Here is a 16,925-nt window from a genome sequence, read left to right as displayed (position 1 = left end):
AAACTAAAATTTTGCAAAAGCTTTTATCTAAGTCACCGCTTAAGTAAATAATTCTTTAGATCACTCACATTGAACTAATTTTTTCTGCTCGTTCTTTATCTATTTTTCTTAACTGAATTAATGCGTTGTTCATTTGAGTATGGTTTTTCTCACCTTTAGCACAAAGTATAATATTTTCTAGCGTATCAGCTTGGTGATAATAAGATTGTTTACTTGTTAATGCTTGTTCAAATAAATTATAAGCTTGTTTAAATTGGGCTTGTTTACATAAAAAAGTTCCATAATTATTTAATATATCAGGACGAGGTTGGTGATCTTTTGTAAATTTTTGACTTAATGTAACCGCTTGTTGATAGGTTTGTGATGCATCTGAAACTTTACCTGTCTGTTGATAGTAATAAGCAAGTACTGAATAAGGTAAATAGTGCTGATTGTTATGTTCCAGTGCTTTGTCGATATTTAATTTTGCTTTTGGAAAATTATTTTCTTTTAAATAAGCAAGTGCAAGGTTGAGTCTTGCTTGCATTGCCTCTGTTTTGTTTATTGAGTGTTCTGTTGATGTAGAAACACAACCTGTCAAAGTCAAAGCAATTATACAAGCGGTAAGATTTGAATAAAAATTTGCAATTTTCATCATAGTTTCCTTTTTAATGTGTTTGCTGTTCTTGAATATTGATACTTTTCCCAAACTTATGCTTTTCAGCGGTTCGTTTGGTTCGATCTATCACCTCACCTGCAAGCTGTCCACAAGCAGCATCAATATCATCTCCTCGTGTTTTTCTTACGATAACAGTAAAACCATACTCCATCAATGTTTTTTGAAAACGATCAATACGAGAATTAGAACTTTTGGTATAAGGTGCTTCAGGGAATGGGTTCCACGGAATTAGATTTATTTTACAAGGGGTATTTTTTAATACTTCAGCCAGTTGATGGGCGTGTTCTATGCCATCATTAATATGAGACAACATTACATATTCAATGGTTACTTTGCCGTGATTCGCATTCGATACTTTTAAATATTCATTCACAGAATTCATCAACATTTTAATATTATATTTTTTGTTGATTGGCACAATTTCATCACGAATTTCATCGTTTGGGGCGTGTAAAGAAATCGCTAGAGCAACATCAATTTGTTCACGCATTTTATCCAATGCTGGAACGACTCCAGATGTTGAAAGGGTGACACGACGTTTTGATAAACCATAAGCGAAATCATCTAACATTAGTTCCATTGCGGGTACCACATTATTCATATTTAATAATGGCTCACCCATTCCCATCATTACTACATTAGTAATTGGTCGCACACCTGTTACACCAAAATTACCAATGATTTTAGCGGCTCGCCATACTTGTCCAATAATTTCAGACACGTTTAAATTACGATTAAAACCTTGTTGGGCGGTAGAACAAAAAGGACACTCTAACGCACAACCTACTTGTGAAGAAACACACAATGTTGCACGATCCCCTTCTGGGATATACACTGTTTCAACTTGTTGATCGCCTACCTGCATTGCCCATTTGATTGTTCCATCGGCTGAACGCTGTTCAACGGCAACTTCAGGCGCTTTAATTTCCACAATTTGTTTTAATTTTTCACGCAAGACTTTGTTAATATTGGTCATATTATCAAAATTATCTTCACCAAAATGGTAAATCCATTTCACCATTTGATCGGCACGAAACGGTTTTTCACCCATTTCTTTAAATAAATCTCGCATTTGTGAACGCGTTAAATTCATTAAATTGATTTTATCGGATTTTGGATGCTGCACTGCAACCTTCGTGGATTGAGCGGAGCTGTTTTGTGTGTTTTGTTGTGACATTAGGCCTCGTTATTACACGGATTATGGCAAAAATTGATTATTTTGCAAAAGCATTTAAAGAAGGGGATTTTACCTACCTCAATAATTTTATGCTAGTCTTTTTTATGATTAATTTTAAGCAGTCACATTATTTTTAAAATTTGCAAATGTAATATAGAGGGATAGATACTCCCTATATTTTAAAAAAATAGTTTTTAATCCATTTTTGACGTAAAATGGTCACAATGTTTTTTTATATTTAGGATTCATATATGGCATATACAACATTTTCACAAAATAAGAACGATCAATTAAAAGAGCCAATGTTTTTTGGTCAAAATGTCAATGTTGCTCGTTATGATCAACAAAAATACGAAATTTTTGAGAAGCTGATTGAAAAACAACTGTCATTTTTTTGGCGACCTGAAGAGGTGGATGTTTCACAGGATCGTATTGATTATAATGCCCTTCCAGAACACGAAAAGCATATTTTCATCAGTAATCTAAAATATCAAACGCTATTGGATTCTATTCAAGGTCGTAGTCCAAATGTAGCATTGTTACCTATTGTTTCTATTCCTGAATTAGAAACTTGGATTGAAACTTGGACTTTTTCTGAAACTATCCATTCTCGCTCATATACACATATTATTCGTAATATTGTTAATGATCCATCAATCATATTTGATGACATTGTGACTAACGAAGAAATCATTAGACGAGCAAAAGATATTTCTATTTATTATGATAACCTAATTCGTGATTCACAGCTTTATAGCTTATATGGAGAAGGTACCTATAAGGTTGATGGTATAGATCATAAAGTTTCACTAAGAACGCTAAAAAAACAACTTTATCTCTGTATGATGAGTGTAAATGTATTAGAAGCTATTCGTTTTTATGTCTCATTTGCTTGCTCTTTTGCCTTTGCGGAACGCCAATTGATGGAAGGTAATGCTAAAATTATTAAATTTATTGCACGTGATGAGGCATTGCACCTAACGGGTACTCAACATATTTTAAATATAATGGCATCAGGAGAAGATGATCCTGAAATGGCAGAAATTGCTAAAGAGTGTCGTCAAGAGGCTTATGATCTATTTGTTGCAGCCGCAGAACAAGAGAAAGAGTGGGCGGATTATTTATTTAAAGATGGTTCAATGATTGGTTTAAATCGAGATATTTTAGTTCAATATGTGGAATATATTACTAATACTCGTATGCAAGCCGTAGGGTTAGATCTTCCGTTTAAAGTACGTTCAAACCCAATTCCGTGGATTAATTCGTGGTTAGTGTCAGACAATGTACAGGTAGCACCACAAGAAGTTGAAGTGAGTTCATATCTTGTTGGACAAATTGATTCAAAAGTCAGTACTCAAGATTTTGATGACTTTGATTTGTAATGCAAATTCGGTTAATTCATAGCCAAGTGATACTGGAACATAATAACAAAAACTCATTACTTGAAACCTTAGAAAAAAATGGATTTTTTCCTGAATATCAATGTCGAATGGGTTTTTGTGGTTCTTGTCGAATAAAAATAAAAAGTGGCAAAGTCTCTTATAAACAACCTCCTTTAGCGATGCTAAAAAGTAACGAAATTCTTACTTGTTGTTGCGTAGTTGAAGAAAATTTAGAAATAAAGTTTTAACTTTACTTAAAGCGGTAGGATGTTGTAAGAAATTTACAAAATATTACTAACTAAGCATTATCGATGTAACATACTTTCACTCTTAGGAATAACCTTAAAATGATAAAACGTACTATATTCTTAGGCATATTTATGCTCTCTTTTTTATCGGCTTGTAGTTCTGTTAAATATCATCCTGTTGAAACGATTAATCAAATTAATACCAATAATGGATATCGAGTTTATAATGTATTATCCAAAAATAAACAACATAAAAATCTTATTATTTTGATGTTTTCAGGCGGAGGAAATCGAGCCGCATCTTTAGGTTATGGTGTCTTAGAACAATTTGCAAAAACCTTCATTAATCCTACCGCTAAAGGGAAGACTTTATTAGACAATATTGATTTAGTTTATGGTGTTTCTGGAGGATCCGTGCTGGCAAGTTATTTTGCGTTGGAAGGAAAAGACGTCATTCCTCAATTTGAAAAGCAATTTTTAAAAAATAATTTTCAGCAACAAATAGTCAAGAAAGCACTTTCTGTATCTACAATATCTCGATTAACTTCACCTCAATTTGGACGGGGTGATTTACTTGCAGAACAGCTTAATTCAGCCCTTTTTAAAGACAAAACTTTTGACGATCTCCTTCATCATCGTAAAGGTCCTTTTGCTGTAATTAGTGCCACAGATATGAATATGGGACAACGTCTTAATTTTACTCAAGAAGATTTTGATCTTCTTTGCTTAGATTTAAAAAAAGTAAAAATTGCCAGAGCGGTTGCGGCGTCTAGTGCTGTACCATTAATTTTTAGCCCTCTTACTTTTAACAATAATGGGGGTAGTTGCTATCCTTCGAAAAAAACTAGCGTAATAAAAGCAACAGAAGCGGGGAAAAATAAAAATGAAATACAAACTAAAAAAGATTTATATAAAAATAGTCAAAAAAGACCTTTTATTCACTTAGTCGATGGTGGATTAACAGATAATTTAGGATTACGCAGTTTACTTGATACCTATAATTTATGGGGCTTTCAAGGTATTAAAAATAATTTAAAAAAATCTAATATCAAAAATGTCATTGTCATTAACGTAAATGCTCAAAATCAAATTACGAGTAATGTAGATTTATCCGCAGATATTCCTAATACTTCTGATATTGTGAATGCGATTATCAATGTCCCTATTGATAGTAACACACAAAATACCCTGAATAGTTTTAGAACCTTGGTTGATGAATGGAATAAAAAGCAACAAAATATTAAGATCTATTTTGTGAGTTTAAACTTAAAAGATTTACCGACCTCTTCATTACGAGATGAAGTACTAAATATTGACACTTCTTTTTATTTACCTAAAGAAGATGTCAATAAATTAAAACAATCTGCCAAAATTCTTCTAGATCAATCCGTTGATTATCAGGAAGTATTAAAAGTATTACGATAATTTCAGTAAAGTGGTGATTTTTAACTATTCCCGAGAGAGTGCATCTACTGGCTTTAAGCGAGCTGCATTTTTTGCGGGGAAATAGCCAAATATAATGCCAATTGATGATGAACAAAAAAATGCAATAACAAATGATGAAAAGGTAAATTGCATTTTAATTCCTTCTACTATTAATGAAAAAATACTGCCTATAAAAAGAGAAAAGAGCACGCCTATTATTCCACCAATTAAACTGACAACTATCGCTTCTATTAAAAACTGCTGTAGAATGTCTTTTTCTTTCGCTCCTACTGCAATTCTAATACCAATCTCTTTGGTTCGTTCAGTTACAGAAACCAGCATAATATTCATTATCCCAATTCCTCCAACAACCAATGAAATAAAAGCAATCGCTGAAATCATTAATGTTAATGTTTGTGTGGTTTTATTTAAGGATTGTAATAATTTATTACTATTAAACGTGAAAAAATCCTTTCGTCCATGACTTGCTGTTAAAAGATCAGTTATTTTTAGTTCAGCCATTGCTGGTGTGATATTTTTGTTTAGATGAACTGAAATTCGCTGAAAATAGTCTTGATTATTAATGCGACTATTCATTGCACTATAAGGAAGCCAAATATGTGCAGTTTGACTGTCTGAAAATAAAGAGGGAGATTTGACTACTCCTATAATTAGAATGGGGACATTCTCAATAAAAACAATATTATTGATAGCTGTCTTTTTCCCAAAAATGGCTGTTTTTGATATTTCATCAATAACACCAACTGCCTGATTAGAGCTAATATCTATTGGTTTTAATAAACGTCCCGATAATAGTTTATATTTTTTCAGTGAGAAAAAATCCTGACTTACACCATTTACAGAAACAGGAATTGTTTTATTTAGGAAACGCATCTTTGAAAAAGATTGTAATCCAGGACTGACTCCAAGAATATAAGGCTGTTTACTTAATAGATCTAAATCATTAATAGTGAGGGTTTGAATTTTAGCGGGATCACTCTCTTCCCAATTTTTACCTGGAAAAATACCAATAGTACTAGCTCCTAAAGAACTAAATTCAATTAATACTTTATGTTTTGCCCCCTCTCCTAATGCAATAATACTGACCACAGAAGCAATCCCAATAATAATGCCAAGCATTGTTAGAAAGGATCTCATTTTATGTGCTTTCATCATACTTAGTGCCATAATAAGTGACTCATTGTAATGATACAAGATATCAAGAAATGTTATTTTTGTACTGTTTTCTACTAATGTTTGTTTTATTCTTGTATATTTAGGAGAGGGATTTTGTTTTTTATCGGAGATAATCTCACCATCTTTCAGTGTAATTATACGTTCAGTATGTTTAGCGATTTGCATATCGTGAGTAATTAAAATAATGGTATGCCCTTGTTGATGTAATTCCTTTAAGACCTCCAAGACTTCGTTACTACTTTGACTATCTAAAGCTCCCGTAGGCTCGTCGGCTAAAATAACCTCGCAGCCATTTATTAGAGCCCTAGCAATACTTACTCGTTGCTGTTGTCCTCCTGAAAGTTGATTTGGTTTTTGCTCTAACTGTTTTTGTAGTCCTAAACGGCATAATAGGTTTTTTGCTTGGATTTTCCTTTTTTCTTTATCCATCAAAGAATAAATTGCGGGAATTTCTACATTTTCAATTGCACTTAAATGAGGCAATAAATGATAACGCTGGAAAATAAAACCAAAATGATTACAGCGTAATTTTGCTAATTCTTCATTTGATAAATCCGTAATACGACGTCCTTGAAATAAATATTCTCCTTCATCAGGAATATCTAGTGCACCAAGGATATTCATTAACGTCGATTTTCCAGAACCTGAACTTCCTACAATCGCAATCATTTCGCCACGATAAATTTGTAGATCTATGGATTTAAGTACAGTCGTTTCAATATTTCCATTACAATAACGACGTGTGATATTTTTAAATTCAATTAATGGTTGATTTATCATAATATTTTATACTCATTTTCATTATTATTTGAAGATAAAATATCTGTTGATAATACAACACGCTCTTTCAATGATAGTCCCTTGACTACTTCAACTTGTGAATTATCTTGTAATCCCGTTGTAATAAGTCGTTGCTCTTGGTTTCCATTTTCTTGTAATACGGTCACATAATATTGATTGGGTTGAATCATTTTCCCTAATACTGATAAAGGGATAGTCAATACATTTTCTTTTTTATCTAACAAAATTGAAACAGAAGCAGTCATTGCTATACGTAGTTTATGTTCTGGATTAGGGACTTTAAAAGTGGCGTAATAATAAACCGCTTTTTGATCGTTTGCTGTTGGAATAAGTTTTATATTATCTAGTTTAGAATAGTGCTTATTATCAGGCTTTCCTAATAAAGTAAATGAAACCGGAGCTCCTATTTTAATAGAAATAACGTCCGCTTCTGAAATGTTAGTTTCAATTTGCATTGTTTCAATATCAGCTAATTGCATCAGAATAGGTGCTTGTTGTGTGGTAACTAAAGTTTGTCCACTTTTGGCAGTAACAGAAACAACGGTTGTATCCATTGGCGAGCGTATTTCAGTATAACGTAATTGAGTTTGGGATTTCTCTACTTTAATTTGTGCACTCGCTAAATTACTCTGTGCAATTCTCACTTCAGCTTTAGTAATACTTAAATGATGTTTAGATGTTTCAAAGAGTTGTTTTGATGTTGCATTTTTCTGCATTAAAGTATATTGACGCTCAACATCCATTTGTCGTTGTTTTAGCTGTTCTGATTTAATAGCTAAATTTCCTCGGAGATTTTCTAATTCTGCCAGTGCTAACTTTAGTTCTGTTTCCGCTAATTGAGGATCGATTATAGCTAATAAATCACCTTTTTTAACTTTTTGTCCTTCTTTCACCAAAATTTGTTTTATTTGACCAGAAACCTGTGCACCAACATCAATTTTTGTCAATGCTTGTACTTTACCAGTTGCTAGAATTCTTTTTTCAATTTTTCCCAATGTGACTGGAAAAATAATATTTTGAGGTTCTTCATTATTTGGTAATAAGTAGAAGCCAATTACTACAACTAATAACAAGAGGATAATGGTGTGCTTTAATTTTTTATGAAACTTCAAAATACGATTCCTTATGTTATTTGAAGATAAGATAGATAGGTTATATTCTTTATATGACTAGTCCATATATGACTAGTCCATTTAGTCAATAGTTCCCAAAAAAATTATTTATTTCAAAAGAGTAAATTTTTATCAAAATCGTACCGCTTATGATTAACTATTCGCAATAATCACGGCACGTTTCGGTGCTGAATAACCTTCGATCGTTTTAGAATGATCCTGTGGATCTAAAAAATATTCGAGGGATTCAGTATCGATCCATTCAGTGCGACGTTGTTCTTCAATGGTCGTTACTGCCTCATCAACACAACGCACATTTTTAAAGCCTGCTTTTTCCAACCAACTAATCAGAGCTGGGACAGACGGGATAAAATAGACATTTCGCATTTTGGCATAGCGATCGCTTGGCACAAGCACATCATTAATACCCCCATCAATCACTAAGGTTTCAAGCACTAGCTCGCCCCCGTTGCGTAACTGATTTTTCAGCTGTAAAAAATGGTCAAAAGGTGATTTACGATGATATAACACCCCCATTGAAAACACCGTATCAAAAGCTTTCAGCGGTTGCATTTCTTCAATCCCCATCGGAATTAAATGTGCTTGGCGGTTATTGTTTAATAACTTACGCACCGTCTCAAATTGACATAAAAATAAGTCTGTTGGATCAATACCGACAACCAATTTTGCCCCTTCGCCAACCATTCGCCACATATGATAGCCACTGCCACAGCCCACATCTAAAATAGTACGATTTTTTAATGGAGATAAATGAGGCAACACACGATCCCATTTAAAATCAGAACGCCATTCGCAATCAATATGCACATCATACAAATGATAGGGACCTTTTCGCCACGGTTTAAGCAATTTTAAATTATGGATAAAACGCTGTCTTTCCCCTTGTGATAATAAAGGCTCACTTTCAATGGCTTCTACTTTATCTTTTAAATTAATAGAGGCTGTTTTCACAGGTAAATGTTTTAGGGCATTTTCCCACTTTTCAAAATCACCGTGAGCTTGGGTTTGCCACTGTTTCATTTGTAAAGGTAAGGTTTCAAGCCAGTGAGAAAGCGAACTTGTCGCTAATTGTTGGTAAAAAGGACGAAAATCTATCATTGTTAATTATTTTATTGGTTGTATGAAAATCGTAGGTACAGAGTAAAACCCTGTACCTACCGACTAATTTTGCAAAAAATTAAAAAAATTTGACCGCTTATTTTACAGTAACACGAGCAAATTTACGTTTACCGACATTATAAACTGCCGTTGTGCCAGCCTTGATCGTTAAACGTGGATCTTCCACTTTCTCGCCATCAATTCGCACACCGCCACCTTTTACAGAACGCATTGCTTCTGAGGTTGAAGGCGATAATCCCGTCTCTTTCAATAAGGTTGCTAATCCCATCTCGCCTTCAAAGGTAAATTCAGGCATTTCATCTGGCATTGCCCCTTTTTGGAAACGGTTGATAAACTCTTGTTCCGCAGCATCAGCGTCAGCGTCTGAATGGAAACGAGCGATAATTTCTTTGGCTAACAGAATTTTCACATCACGAGGATTACGACCAGCGGTCACTTCTTCTTTAAATTTTGCAATTTCTTCTAATGAACGGAATGAAAGTAAGTCGTACCAACGCCACATTAACTCATCAGAAATTGACATCACTTTACCAAACATCTCGCTTGGCGTGTCAGAAACACCAATGTAGTTACCTAATGATTTAGACATTTTTTTCTCGCCGTCTAAACCTTCAAGCAATGGTAACGTCATTGCAACCTGAGGTTTTTGACCGTTCGATTTTTGCAATTCACGTCCTACTAATAGGTTGAACGTTTGGTCTGTTCCGCCTAATTCTACGTCCGCCTCTAATGCCACTGAATCGTAACCTTGTAATAATGGATACATAAATTCGTGAATGGCGATAGATTGATTATTTGCAAAACGTTTTTTGAAATCATCACGTTCTAGCATACGAGCAACGGTATAGTTAGATGCAAGGCGAATCATTCCTTCTGTTCCCAACTGGCTTAACCATTCTGAGTTAAACACTACTTTGGTTTTTTCAGGATCTAAAATTTTGAAAATTTGCGATTTATAGGTTTCCGCATTGCGTAACACATCTTCTTTGGTTAAAGGTGGACGAGTCGCATTTTTACCTGACGGATCGCCAACCATACCCGTAAAATCCCCAATTAAGAAATACACTTCGTGACCTAACTGCTGGAATTGACGTAATTTATTTAACACCACAGTATGCCCTAAATGGATATCTGGTGCGGTTGGATCAGCCCCTAATTTAATACGTAATGGACGATTTTCTTTTAATTTTTCAATTAAATCATTTTCTGAATAAATATCTTCTACGCCACGTTTTAATTCGGCAAGTTGAGTTTCAATAGACATATATTTCCTTTATGTAAGAAGTTTAAAATGAACATTTGGTTATTATAACGAGAATAGAAAAAAAAAGCGAAAAAAAGCACCTTATCTTGTGGGGGTGATAAGGTGCAAAGAGTTGGAGTGATTACCTATTACTTTTTAAGTGCGGTAATGATAACAATTATCATTAGTTAAGCAATGTAATTTACAATTCTTTACAAAATTGGTAATTCTGTATCTAACAATAAGAAATATTGTGATGTTTATTTTTAGTCAAAAAAATGTTAAGGTTCTTAACTAGTATTTTAAATCAATTACATTTATTACGTTTTATTTTAGGAGTGAACAATGACATACATACTGCCAGCATTAGATTATGATTACGATGCATTAGAGCCACATTTTGATAAATTGACAATGGAAATTCACCATTCAAAGCACCATCAAGCTTATGTAAATAATGCCAATGCTGCTTTAGAAGCAACACCTGAATTATTAGCATTAACGCCAGAAGAACTTGTTGCTAATTTAGATAAAGTGCCTGAAGAAAAACGTACAGCCGTGCGTAATAATGCAGGTGGACACGTGAATCATAGTTTCTTTTGGAAAGGTTTAAAAACAGGTACTGTGTTAGGTGGAAAACTAAAAGAAGCCATTGAGCGTGATTTTGGTTCTATTGAAACATTTCAAACCAAATTTGAACAAGCTGCTGCTACACGTTTTGGTTCTGGTTGGGCGTGGTTAGTGATTGAAAATGGTAAATTAGCCGTTGTTTCAACACCTAATCAAGACACACCACTAATGGGTAAAGATGTTGCTGGGGTTTCTGGTACACCAATTATTGGTTTAGATGTTTGGGAACACGCCTATTATCTCAATTATCAAAACCGTCGTCCAGACTACATTAAAGCATTCTGGAATGTTGTAAACTGGGATGAAGCAGAACGTCGTTTTGAAACGTTAGCATAATTAAGTAATCATTAAAATTACTAACAAGGGTCTAGATAAATGTCTAGACCTTTGATCTAAATATAGGGAAATATTTCAGCCAAATACTCTTTTTATAAAAGATAAATAAAATGACATTTATTGAACATTTTAATCAACGAGAAAATACTCACTCATATATTAATAAGTTACCCTAAAATATTCTCAGGGCAACCGCGTACTTTGTCTATAAATTAATCACACACACCAAAAATAAGCTCAGACCTCATTTCATCAGACCAGCCAGCTGATTTCAGCTTGCTTTTTATACTATTTTTAGTTGGATGTAGTCGTGCTAAATTAAGCCCTAAACGCCTAATTATTGCCATATTTTCAACGCCATCCCCCAAATAAATCGTACTATCATCTTCTTTAAAAACAACATCAAGTACCCAATGCGCTTTATTTTCAACTTCCCAATGACCCCTAATATATTTCGCAAAGTCTTCGCAAGGAACATCTAAGCTACTGATATAAAATACTTTTTCTTCACTTTTCTTGCCATTGTCTTCTCTTATCCTATGAACTTGAATAAGGCTTTTAATTCCTGTCCAACCTTGAGATTCCAAAAGCCAATCACTTATTGGTAATTTTGAATAATACCGTTGATCTATTCGACTTCTTTCACAGTTAACTTCTTGAAATTTATCTATTTTTATTGATTTTTCTCGCACTACTTTATGAAAATAACTTTCTATTTCATTTCTAAATTTCTTATGATTATTTTTCAATGGCATCACATAATCGCTCTTCTTTTCTATGATTTTATTCGCTATTTTCTTTTGCGTATTCATCGCATCTACCGTAATGACGGCTTGATTTAGCTCTAAAATATCTATCATTTCTAGAATGCTTTCATTCTCATTTTTCTTACCTTTGGACTTATTTTGAGCTAAAATTAATCCTCTTGAACAGCTCCAAGCCGTAATACTATGTAGCGCATTATGAGGCTCTAAATGTGAACTGTTTTTTAATGTTTTACCATCTATTGCAATACACTCTTTGCCTTGTGATTTTCGTATCTCATTGATAAAATTAATAAAAATATAATTTAATTTCTCAGGATTTATCCGTCTTACAATACGAGCAATCGTATCATCAACAGGAATACCATTTTCAAAATCTCGGTATTTTCGTAACCATTTTATATTCAATTTACCAAACTGATGAATTTCACTCCATCCTTCTGCACCTGATATTACCGCACTTACGACAAGAAAAATAACATCTAAGAAGTCATGTTTTTTGTTTATATCTTTGCGAGGGTCTTCCAAATCTTTAAAAGCTGATAATATATTCATTTTTACACCTATTTGTTATTGAATAATAGGTGCTATTAGATCATATTTTTAAGAAAAGTGCGATCTTGCCCTGAAAATATTCTGATTTTAAACCATAAGATAGTTGCATAATGGTCTTAAATACCTTAAAATCAAGACGTTTATTTTGCCATTTAACTCTTTATTGATTAAATGAGCAAAAGGGATTCATTTCTTCTGCATAGTGAAGAAAGTGATTTTGTTAAAATTTATTAGAGGAATAATACTATTAAACCAGTAAAACGTGTTCAGACAAGTCGAGCCCATAGAATTAACGATGAAATTCGTGTAAAAGAGGTTCGTTTAACCAATCAAGACGGTGAAGCAGTGGGAATTGTGTCTATTCAAGAAGCTTTGAATTTGGCGGGAGACGCATCTTTAGATCTTGTGGAGATAAGTCCAAATGCAGAACCACCAGTTTGTCGTATTATGAACTATGGTAAGTTTATTTACGAAAAAACGAAATCATCTAAAGAGCAGAAGAAAAAACAGAAAGTCGTACAAGTGAAGGAAGTCAAATTCCGTCCAGGTACTGATGTGGGCGACTATCAGGTAAAACTACGCAACCTGATTCGCTTTTTAGAAGATGGAGCAAAAGTAAAAGTAACGATCCGCTTTCGTGGTCGTGAAATGGCTCACCAAGAAATTGGACGTGAAATGCTAGACCGTGTTAAAGCGGATACAGCAGAGTTAGCCGTTGTAGAATCTGCACCGGGTAGACTTGAAGCGCGTCAAATCGTAATGGTACTTGCTCCTAAGAAGAAATAATTAGTGCTTACAAGTAATTAAGCGGTTAGATTTGTTTAACTTTTTACAAATTTTTTGCAAAATTTTATAACAATGTTACTGCTTATTCGCCTGATTATTAGTGATTAATCAAAGGTTTTATACCTTACAACAATGCGGAGTTATTAAACAATGCCAAAAATTAAAACAGTACGTGGTGCTGCTAAGCGTTTTAAAAAAACAGGCTCAGGCGGTTTCAAACGTAAACAATCTCACTTACGTCATATTTTGACTAAGAAAAGCACTAAGCGTAAACGTCATTTACGTCATAAATCTATGGTTGCGAAAGCAGACAAAGTTTTAGTCGTAGCGTGCTTACCATACGCATAAGCATTCGTTTTAGTATTTATTTTTAGTTAATTTTATAGACATAGGAGATTAATAATGGCTCGTGTAAAACGTGGTGTTATTGCAAGAGCACGCCATAAGAAAGTTCTTAAGGCTGCTAAAGGTTATTATGGTGCACGCTCACGTGTATATCGTGTTGCGTTCCAAGCAGTAATTAAAGCTGGTCAGTATGCTTACCGTGACCGTCGTAACAAAAAACGTCAATTCCGTCAATTATGGATTGCACGTATCAATGCTGCGGCTCGTCAAAACGGTTTATCTTACAGCAAATTCATCAATGGCTTGAAAAAAGCTTCTGTTGAAATCGATCGTAAGATTTTAGCTGACATCGCAGTATTTGATAAAGTAGCATTTGCTGCTTTAGTAGAAAAAGCAAAATCAGCACTTTAATTGTTTGATTAAATTGAAAAAGGACGCCTTAAGCGTCCTTTTTTGTATCTGTTTATTTAAAACAAGCGGTCACATTTCTGAGAAATTTTACAAATTTATTTTTTCATTGCACCCAAAACACCACGGACAATTTGTCTTGCGATTTGGTTACGAATATTACGTCCTACCGCTTTAGTTATGCCACTAACCATTTGTTCTGTTGCATTTTGTTCACGGCGTTTTTTCTTACCAAAAATAGAAGCGATAATTCCTCCCAGTAAGCTATTGCTCTCTTTTTGCTCTTCTTCAATCTGATGCTGTTTTATTTCTTGCTGTTGTTTTAAATTTTCGTAAGCAGATTGTTCATCAACATATTCATTGTAGTACGCATATAAATCATCTTGTTTTACAAAGCGATCTCGTTCACTTTTTGAAATGGGATCAAGTTGGCTTTTAGGTGGATAAATATACGCAATTTCAACAGGTGTCGGCATTCCTTTTTCATCTAATACGGAAACTAACGCTTCACCAATGCCTAGCTGAGTAATAGCTTCTTTAACATCAATATCAGGGTTGATGCGGAATGTTTCTGCTGCCGCTTTTACGGCTTTTTGATCACGAGGCGTGAAGGCTCTCAATGCGTGTTGAACTCGGTTACCGAGTTGCCCTAAGACACTATCTGGTAAATCAAGGGGGTTTTGGGTCACAAAGTAAACGCCTACTCCTTTAGAGCGAATTAAACGTACCACTTGTTCTACTTTATCTACTAAGGCTTTTGGGGCATCATCAAAGATAAGATGTGCTTCATCAAAAAACATCACAAATTTAGGTTTTTCAGGATCCCCCACTTCAGGTAAATTTTCAAAAAGTTCTGACATCAACCATAATAGAAAGGCGCTATACAGTGTTGGAGAATTGATCAGTTTTTCCGAATTTAAAATATTGATAACACCTCGACCATCACGAGTTTGTAACCAGTCATCTAAATTAAGGGAAGGTTCGCCAAATAGCTGTGTTGCCCCTTCATTTTCCAAAGAAAGTAGAGAGCGTTGAATTGCACCAATACTTGCTGCAGAGACATTGCCATATTCCATTCTAAATTGTTTGGCATTTTCACCAATATATTGGAGCATTGCTCGGAGATCTTTAAGGTCAATCAGCAGTAACCCTTGATCATCTGCAACACGAAAAACAAGGTTCAACAAGCCTTCTTGGGTATCATTCAAATTGAGCAGTCGGCTTAATAAAACGGGTCCCATTTCTGAAATGGTGGTTCTAAGAGGAATGCCACTTTCTCCAAATACATCCCAAAAAGAAACAGGTGAGGCAGAAAAATAATTTTCAGCCCCTAAATTAAATTTCTCAACACGTTCTGCCACTTTACCTTGCATAGTGCCTGCTTGCGTTAAGCCAGAAATATCGCCTTTGACATCAACTAAGAAAACAGGGATACCATCATTACTAAAATGTTCTGCGAGGGTGCGTAGCGTGATTGTTTTACCGGTTCCTGTTGCTCCAGCAATCAAACCATGTCGATTTGCCATTTTCGATAAAATTGAAACTGTATTGCCTGATTTGGTTTGAGCGATAGTATAATTTGTCATAACTTAATCTCTTTTTGGTGTAATATTGCATAGTATTATAGAGATTGTCGCTCTTTCTGACTAGTGTAGGATTTGTTTTTGTATAAATTTTAATTGAATATTCAGACTAGAGTTGCTATTTTTCTTTAGAAGATGAATAATATCTACCGTCGTTTTTAAACAATATATTATGTTATAGGGTGATTTATCGCCCTTATTTTATTTAAGTAGGAAATATAAAATGCAACAAATACCAATGACTGTACGTGGTGCAGAATTATTAAAAAAAGAATTAGAGCAATTGAAGAATGTGCGTCGCCCTGAAATTATCAAAGCCATTGCAGAGGCTCGTGAACACGGTGATTTAAAAGAAAATGCGGAATATCACGCTGCTCGTGAGCAACAAGCTTTTTGTGAAGGGCGGATTCAAGAAATTGAAGGCAAACTCGGTGTGGCTCAGATTATTGATGTCACCACTATTCCAAATAATGGCAAAATTATTTTTGGCTCAACCGTTGAATTAGTCAATGTTGAAACGGATGACGAAGTCACTTATCGTATTGTCGGTGATGATGAAGCAAATATTAAACAAGGCTTAATTTCTGTTAATTCGCCTATTGCTCGTGGTTTAATTGGTAAAGAAGTAGATGATAGTGTGATTATCAAAACACCAGGTGGTACTGTTGAATTTGATATTGTCGGCGTTGAGTATATCTAATTATTCATCAATATGGACAATAAAAACTGCCAATGACATTAACCGATATTTATACTCAATTTAACAATTGCAAAATTTGGGAAGAAAGATACCGCTTGTTAATTAAATTAAGTCGCCAACTTCCTAAACTAACAGAACAAGAATTATTAGCCATACCTGAAATTCACGGTTGTGAAAGCCGTTTGTGGTTTTCTTTTCAAGTTAAACCTAGAGAAATCAAGGCATATAGTGATGCTCGTTTAATGCAAGGGCTATTAATGATTGTAATAGTTGCATTATCTGAAAAATCTCACAAAGAGTTACAACAACTTAATTTACAATATATTTTTGATGAGTTGCAAATTACCAAACATTTGACCAGTACCCGTTTGAATGGGTTACAACAGATTGAAAAAATAGTTAAACAGCAATGTTGATATTCCATTGGCAGAGCTG

At 34.2% G+C, this 16,925-nt stretch carries 17 protein-coding genes; 9 read left to right on the top strand and 8 right to left on the bottom strand.

The window, feature by feature from the left end:
* Positions 1 to 64: 64 nt before the first annotated feature.
* Both pilW and rlmN read right to left on the bottom strand, forming a co-directional pair.
* Positions 65 to 634: a type IV pilus biogenesis/stability protein PilW gene (gene pilW, locus KGI96_RS01205; RefSeq protein ID WP_211599132.1), complete on the bottom strand. Its 570-nt coding sequence runs from the start codon at positions 632 to 634 to the stop codon at positions 65 to 67.
* A 13-nt stretch (positions 635 to 647) separates the two neighbouring features.
* On the bottom strand, positions 648 to 1,751 hold the full coding sequence (rlmN, locus tag KGI96_RS01200; RefSeq protein WP_229577254.1) for a dual-specificity RNA methyltransferase RlmN: 1,104 nt from the start codon (positions 1,749 to 1,751) through the stop codon (positions 648 to 650).
* A 335-nt stretch (positions 1,752 to 2,086) separates the two neighbouring features.
* On the opposite strand from rlmN, the gene nrdB reads away from it, so the two are divergent.
* The 3 genes from nrdB (at position 2,087) to KGI96_RS01185 (ending at position 4,890) form a co-directional block, all read left to right on the top strand.
* A complete protein-coding gene (gene nrdB, locus KGI96_RS01195) occupies positions 2,087 to 3,217 on the top strand; it encodes a class Ia ribonucleoside-diphosphate reductase subunit beta (protein ID WP_211599104.1) in 1,131 nt (376 codons plus the stop codon).
* Positions 3,217 to 3,465 carry a class I ribonucleotide reductase maintenance protein YfaE gene (gene yfaE, locus KGI96_RS01190; RefSeq protein WP_211599103.1) on the top strand — a complete coding sequence of 83 codons (249 nt, stop codon included), beginning with the start codon at positions 3,217 to 3,219 and terminating at the stop codon, positions 3,463 to 3,465. The genes nrdB and yfaE overlap by 1 nt, the downstream gene beginning before the upstream one ends.
* A gap of 99 nt (positions 3,466 to 3,564) precedes the next feature.
* Entirely contained in the window at positions 3,565 to 4,890 is a 1,326-nt protein-coding gene (locus KGI96_RS01185; RefSeq protein WP_211599102.1) for a patatin-like phospholipase family protein, read from the top strand.
* Between the two features lie 24 nt (positions 4,891 to 4,914).
* Here the strand turns inward: KGI96_RS01185 and KGI96_RS01180 are convergent, their stop codons facing one another.
* From KGI96_RS01180 to tyrS, 4 genes are all read right to left on the bottom strand, one after another.
* A complete protein-coding gene (locus tag KGI96_RS01180; protein WP_213156515.1) occupies positions 4,915 to 6,867 on the bottom strand; it encodes a MacB family efflux pump subunit in 1,953 nt (650 codons plus the stop codon).
* Complete coding sequence (locus KGI96_RS01175; RefSeq protein WP_229577193.1) at positions 6,864 to 8,000, bottom strand: efflux RND transporter periplasmic adaptor subunit; 1,137 nt, start codon at positions 7,998 to 8,000, stop codon at positions 6,864 to 6,866. The genes KGI96_RS01180 and KGI96_RS01175 overlap by 4 nt, the downstream gene beginning before the upstream one ends.
* Positions 8,001 to 8,153: 153 nt before the next feature.
* Positions 8,154 to 9,119 carry a tRNA 5-methoxyuridine(34)/uridine 5-oxyacetic acid(34) synthase CmoB gene (cmoB, locus tag KGI96_RS01170; protein ID WP_211599100.1) on the bottom strand — a complete coding sequence of 322 codons (966 nt, stop codon included), beginning with the start codon at positions 9,117 to 9,119 and terminating at the stop codon, positions 8,154 to 8,156.
* A gap of 97 nt (positions 9,120 to 9,216) precedes the next feature.
* Positions 9,217 to 10,404 (bottom strand): tyrosine--tRNA ligase, encoded by a 1,188-nt coding sequence (gene tyrS / locus KGI96_RS01165; RefSeq protein ID WP_211599099.1) that lies wholly within the window; start codon positions 10,402 to 10,404, stop codon positions 9,217 to 9,219.
* Between the two features lie 324 nt (positions 10,405 to 10,728).
* On the opposite strand from tyrS, the gene sodA reads away from it, so the two are divergent.
* Complete coding sequence (gene sodA, locus KGI96_RS01160; RefSeq protein WP_213156514.1) at positions 10,729 to 11,349, top strand: superoxide dismutase [Mn]; 621 nt, start codon at positions 10,729 to 10,731, stop codon at positions 11,347 to 11,349.
* A gap of 212 nt (positions 11,350 to 11,561) precedes the next feature.
* Here sodA and KGI96_RS01155 read toward each other — a convergent pair whose 3' ends face one another.
* Positions 11,562 to 12,668, bottom strand: coding sequence for an ISAs1 family transposase (locus KGI96_RS01155; protein ID WP_213156513.1), 1,107 nt, complete (start codon positions 12,666 to 12,668; stop codon positions 11,562 to 11,564).
* Between the two features lie 246 nt (positions 12,669 to 12,914).
* On the opposite strand from KGI96_RS01155, the gene infC reads away from it, so the two are divergent.
* From infC to rplT, 3 genes are all read left to right on the top strand, one after another.
* Positions 12,915 to 13,454, top strand: coding sequence for a translation initiation factor IF-3 (gene infC, locus KGI96_RS01150; RefSeq protein WP_211599232.1), 540 nt, complete (start codon positions 12,915 to 12,917; stop codon positions 13,452 to 13,454).
* Between the two features lie 150 nt (positions 13,455 to 13,604).
* A complete protein-coding gene (rpmI, locus tag KGI96_RS01145) occupies positions 13,605 to 13,802 on the top strand; it encodes a 50S ribosomal protein L35 (RefSeq protein ID WP_211599201.1) in 198 nt (65 codons plus the stop codon).
* Positions 13,803 to 13,856: 54 nt separating this feature from the next.
* The gene (rplT, locus tag KGI96_RS01140; RefSeq protein WP_090922547.1) at positions 13,857 to 14,210 is read left to right on the top strand and encodes a 50S ribosomal protein L20; all 354 of its coding nucleotides are present in this window, start codon (positions 13,857 to 13,859) and stop codon (positions 14,208 to 14,210) included.
* 95 nt (positions 14,211 to 14,305) lie between these two features.
* Here rplT and KGI96_RS01135 read toward each other — a convergent pair whose 3' ends face one another.
* Positions 14,306 to 15,793, bottom strand: a complete 1,488-nt coding sequence (locus KGI96_RS01135; protein ID WP_211599202.1) for a helicase HerA-like C-terminal domain-containing protein — start codon at positions 15,791 to 15,793, stop codon at positions 14,306 to 14,308.
* 220 nt (positions 15,794 to 16,013) lie between these two features.
* Between KGI96_RS01135 and greA the strand changes: the two genes are divergently transcribed.
* Both greA and KGI96_RS01125 read left to right on the top strand, forming a co-directional pair.
* Complete coding sequence (greA, locus tag KGI96_RS01130; RefSeq protein WP_211599203.1) at positions 16,014 to 16,490, top strand: transcription elongation factor GreA; 477 nt, start codon at positions 16,014 to 16,016, stop codon at positions 16,488 to 16,490.
* 32 nt (positions 16,491 to 16,522) lie between these two features.
* Positions 16,523 to 16,906, top strand: coding sequence for a SufE family protein (locus KGI96_RS01125; RefSeq protein ID WP_211599204.1), 384 nt, complete (start codon positions 16,523 to 16,525; stop codon positions 16,904 to 16,906).
* Positions 16,907 to 16,925: the final 19 nt, after the last annotated feature.

Source organism: Phocoenobacter atlanticus subsp. cyclopteri, assembly GCF_018343795.1.
GTDB classification, from domain to species: domain Bacteria; phylum Pseudomonadota; class Gammaproteobacteria; order Enterobacterales; family Pasteurellaceae; genus Phocoenobacter; species Phocoenobacter atlanticus.
Note: the sequence above shows the minus strand (reverse complement) of the source record. Positions and strands in the feature narration are given on the sequence as shown.

Excerpts from the sequence above, each read along its gene's own strand:
- pilW (WP_211599132.1), bottom strand. The coding sequence starts at position 634 with ATGAAAATTGCAAATTTTTATTCAAATCTTACCGCTTGTATAATTGCT.
- rlmN (WP_229577254.1), bottom strand. The coding sequence starts at position 1,751 with ATGAATTTAACGCGTTCACAAATGCGAGATTTATTTAAAGAAATGGGT.
- nrdB (WP_211599104.1), top strand. The coding sequence starts at position 2,087 with ATGGCATATACAACATTTTCACAAAATAAGAACGATCAATTAAAAGAG.
- yfaE (WP_211599103.1), top strand. The coding sequence starts at position 3,217 with ATGCAAATTCGGTTAATTCATAGCCAAGTGATACTGGAACATAATAAC.
- KGI96_RS01185 (WP_211599102.1), top strand. The coding sequence starts at position 3,565 with ATGATAAAACGTACTATATTCTTAGGCATATTTATGCTCTCTTTTTTA.
- KGI96_RS01180 (WP_213156515.1), bottom strand. The coding sequence starts at position 6,867 with ATGATAAATCAACCATTAATTGAATTTAAAAATATCACACGTCGTTAT.
- cmoB (WP_211599100.1), bottom strand. The coding sequence starts at position 9,119 with ATGATAGATTTTCGTCCTTTTTACCAACAATTAGCGACAAGTTCGCTT.
- tyrS (WP_211599099.1), bottom strand. The coding sequence starts at position 10,404 with ATGTCTATTGAAACTCAACTTGCCGAATTAAAACGTGGCGTAGAAGAT.
- sodA (WP_213156514.1), top strand. The coding sequence starts at position 10,729 with ATGACATACATACTGCCAGCATTAGATTATGATTACGATGCATTAGAG.
- KGI96_RS01155 (WP_213156513.1), bottom strand. The coding sequence starts at position 12,668 with ATGAATATATTATCAGCTTTTAAAGATTTGGAAGACCCTCGCAAAGAT.
- rpmI (WP_211599201.1), top strand. The coding sequence starts at position 13,605 with ATGCCAAAAATTAAAACAGTACGTGGTGCTGCTAAGCGTTTTAAAAAA.
- rplT (WP_090922547.1), top strand. The coding sequence starts at position 13,857 with ATGGCTCGTGTAAAACGTGGTGTTATTGCAAGAGCACGCCATAAGAAA.
- KGI96_RS01135 (WP_211599202.1), bottom strand. The coding sequence starts at position 15,793 with ATGACAAATTATACTATCGCTCAAACCAAATCAGGCAATACAGTTTCA.
- greA (WP_211599203.1), top strand. The coding sequence starts at position 16,014 with ATGCAACAAATACCAATGACTGTACGTGGTGCAGAATTATTAAAAAAA.
- KGI96_RS01125 (WP_211599204.1), top strand. The coding sequence starts at position 16,523 with ATGACATTAACCGATATTTATACTCAATTTAACAATTGCAAAATTTGG.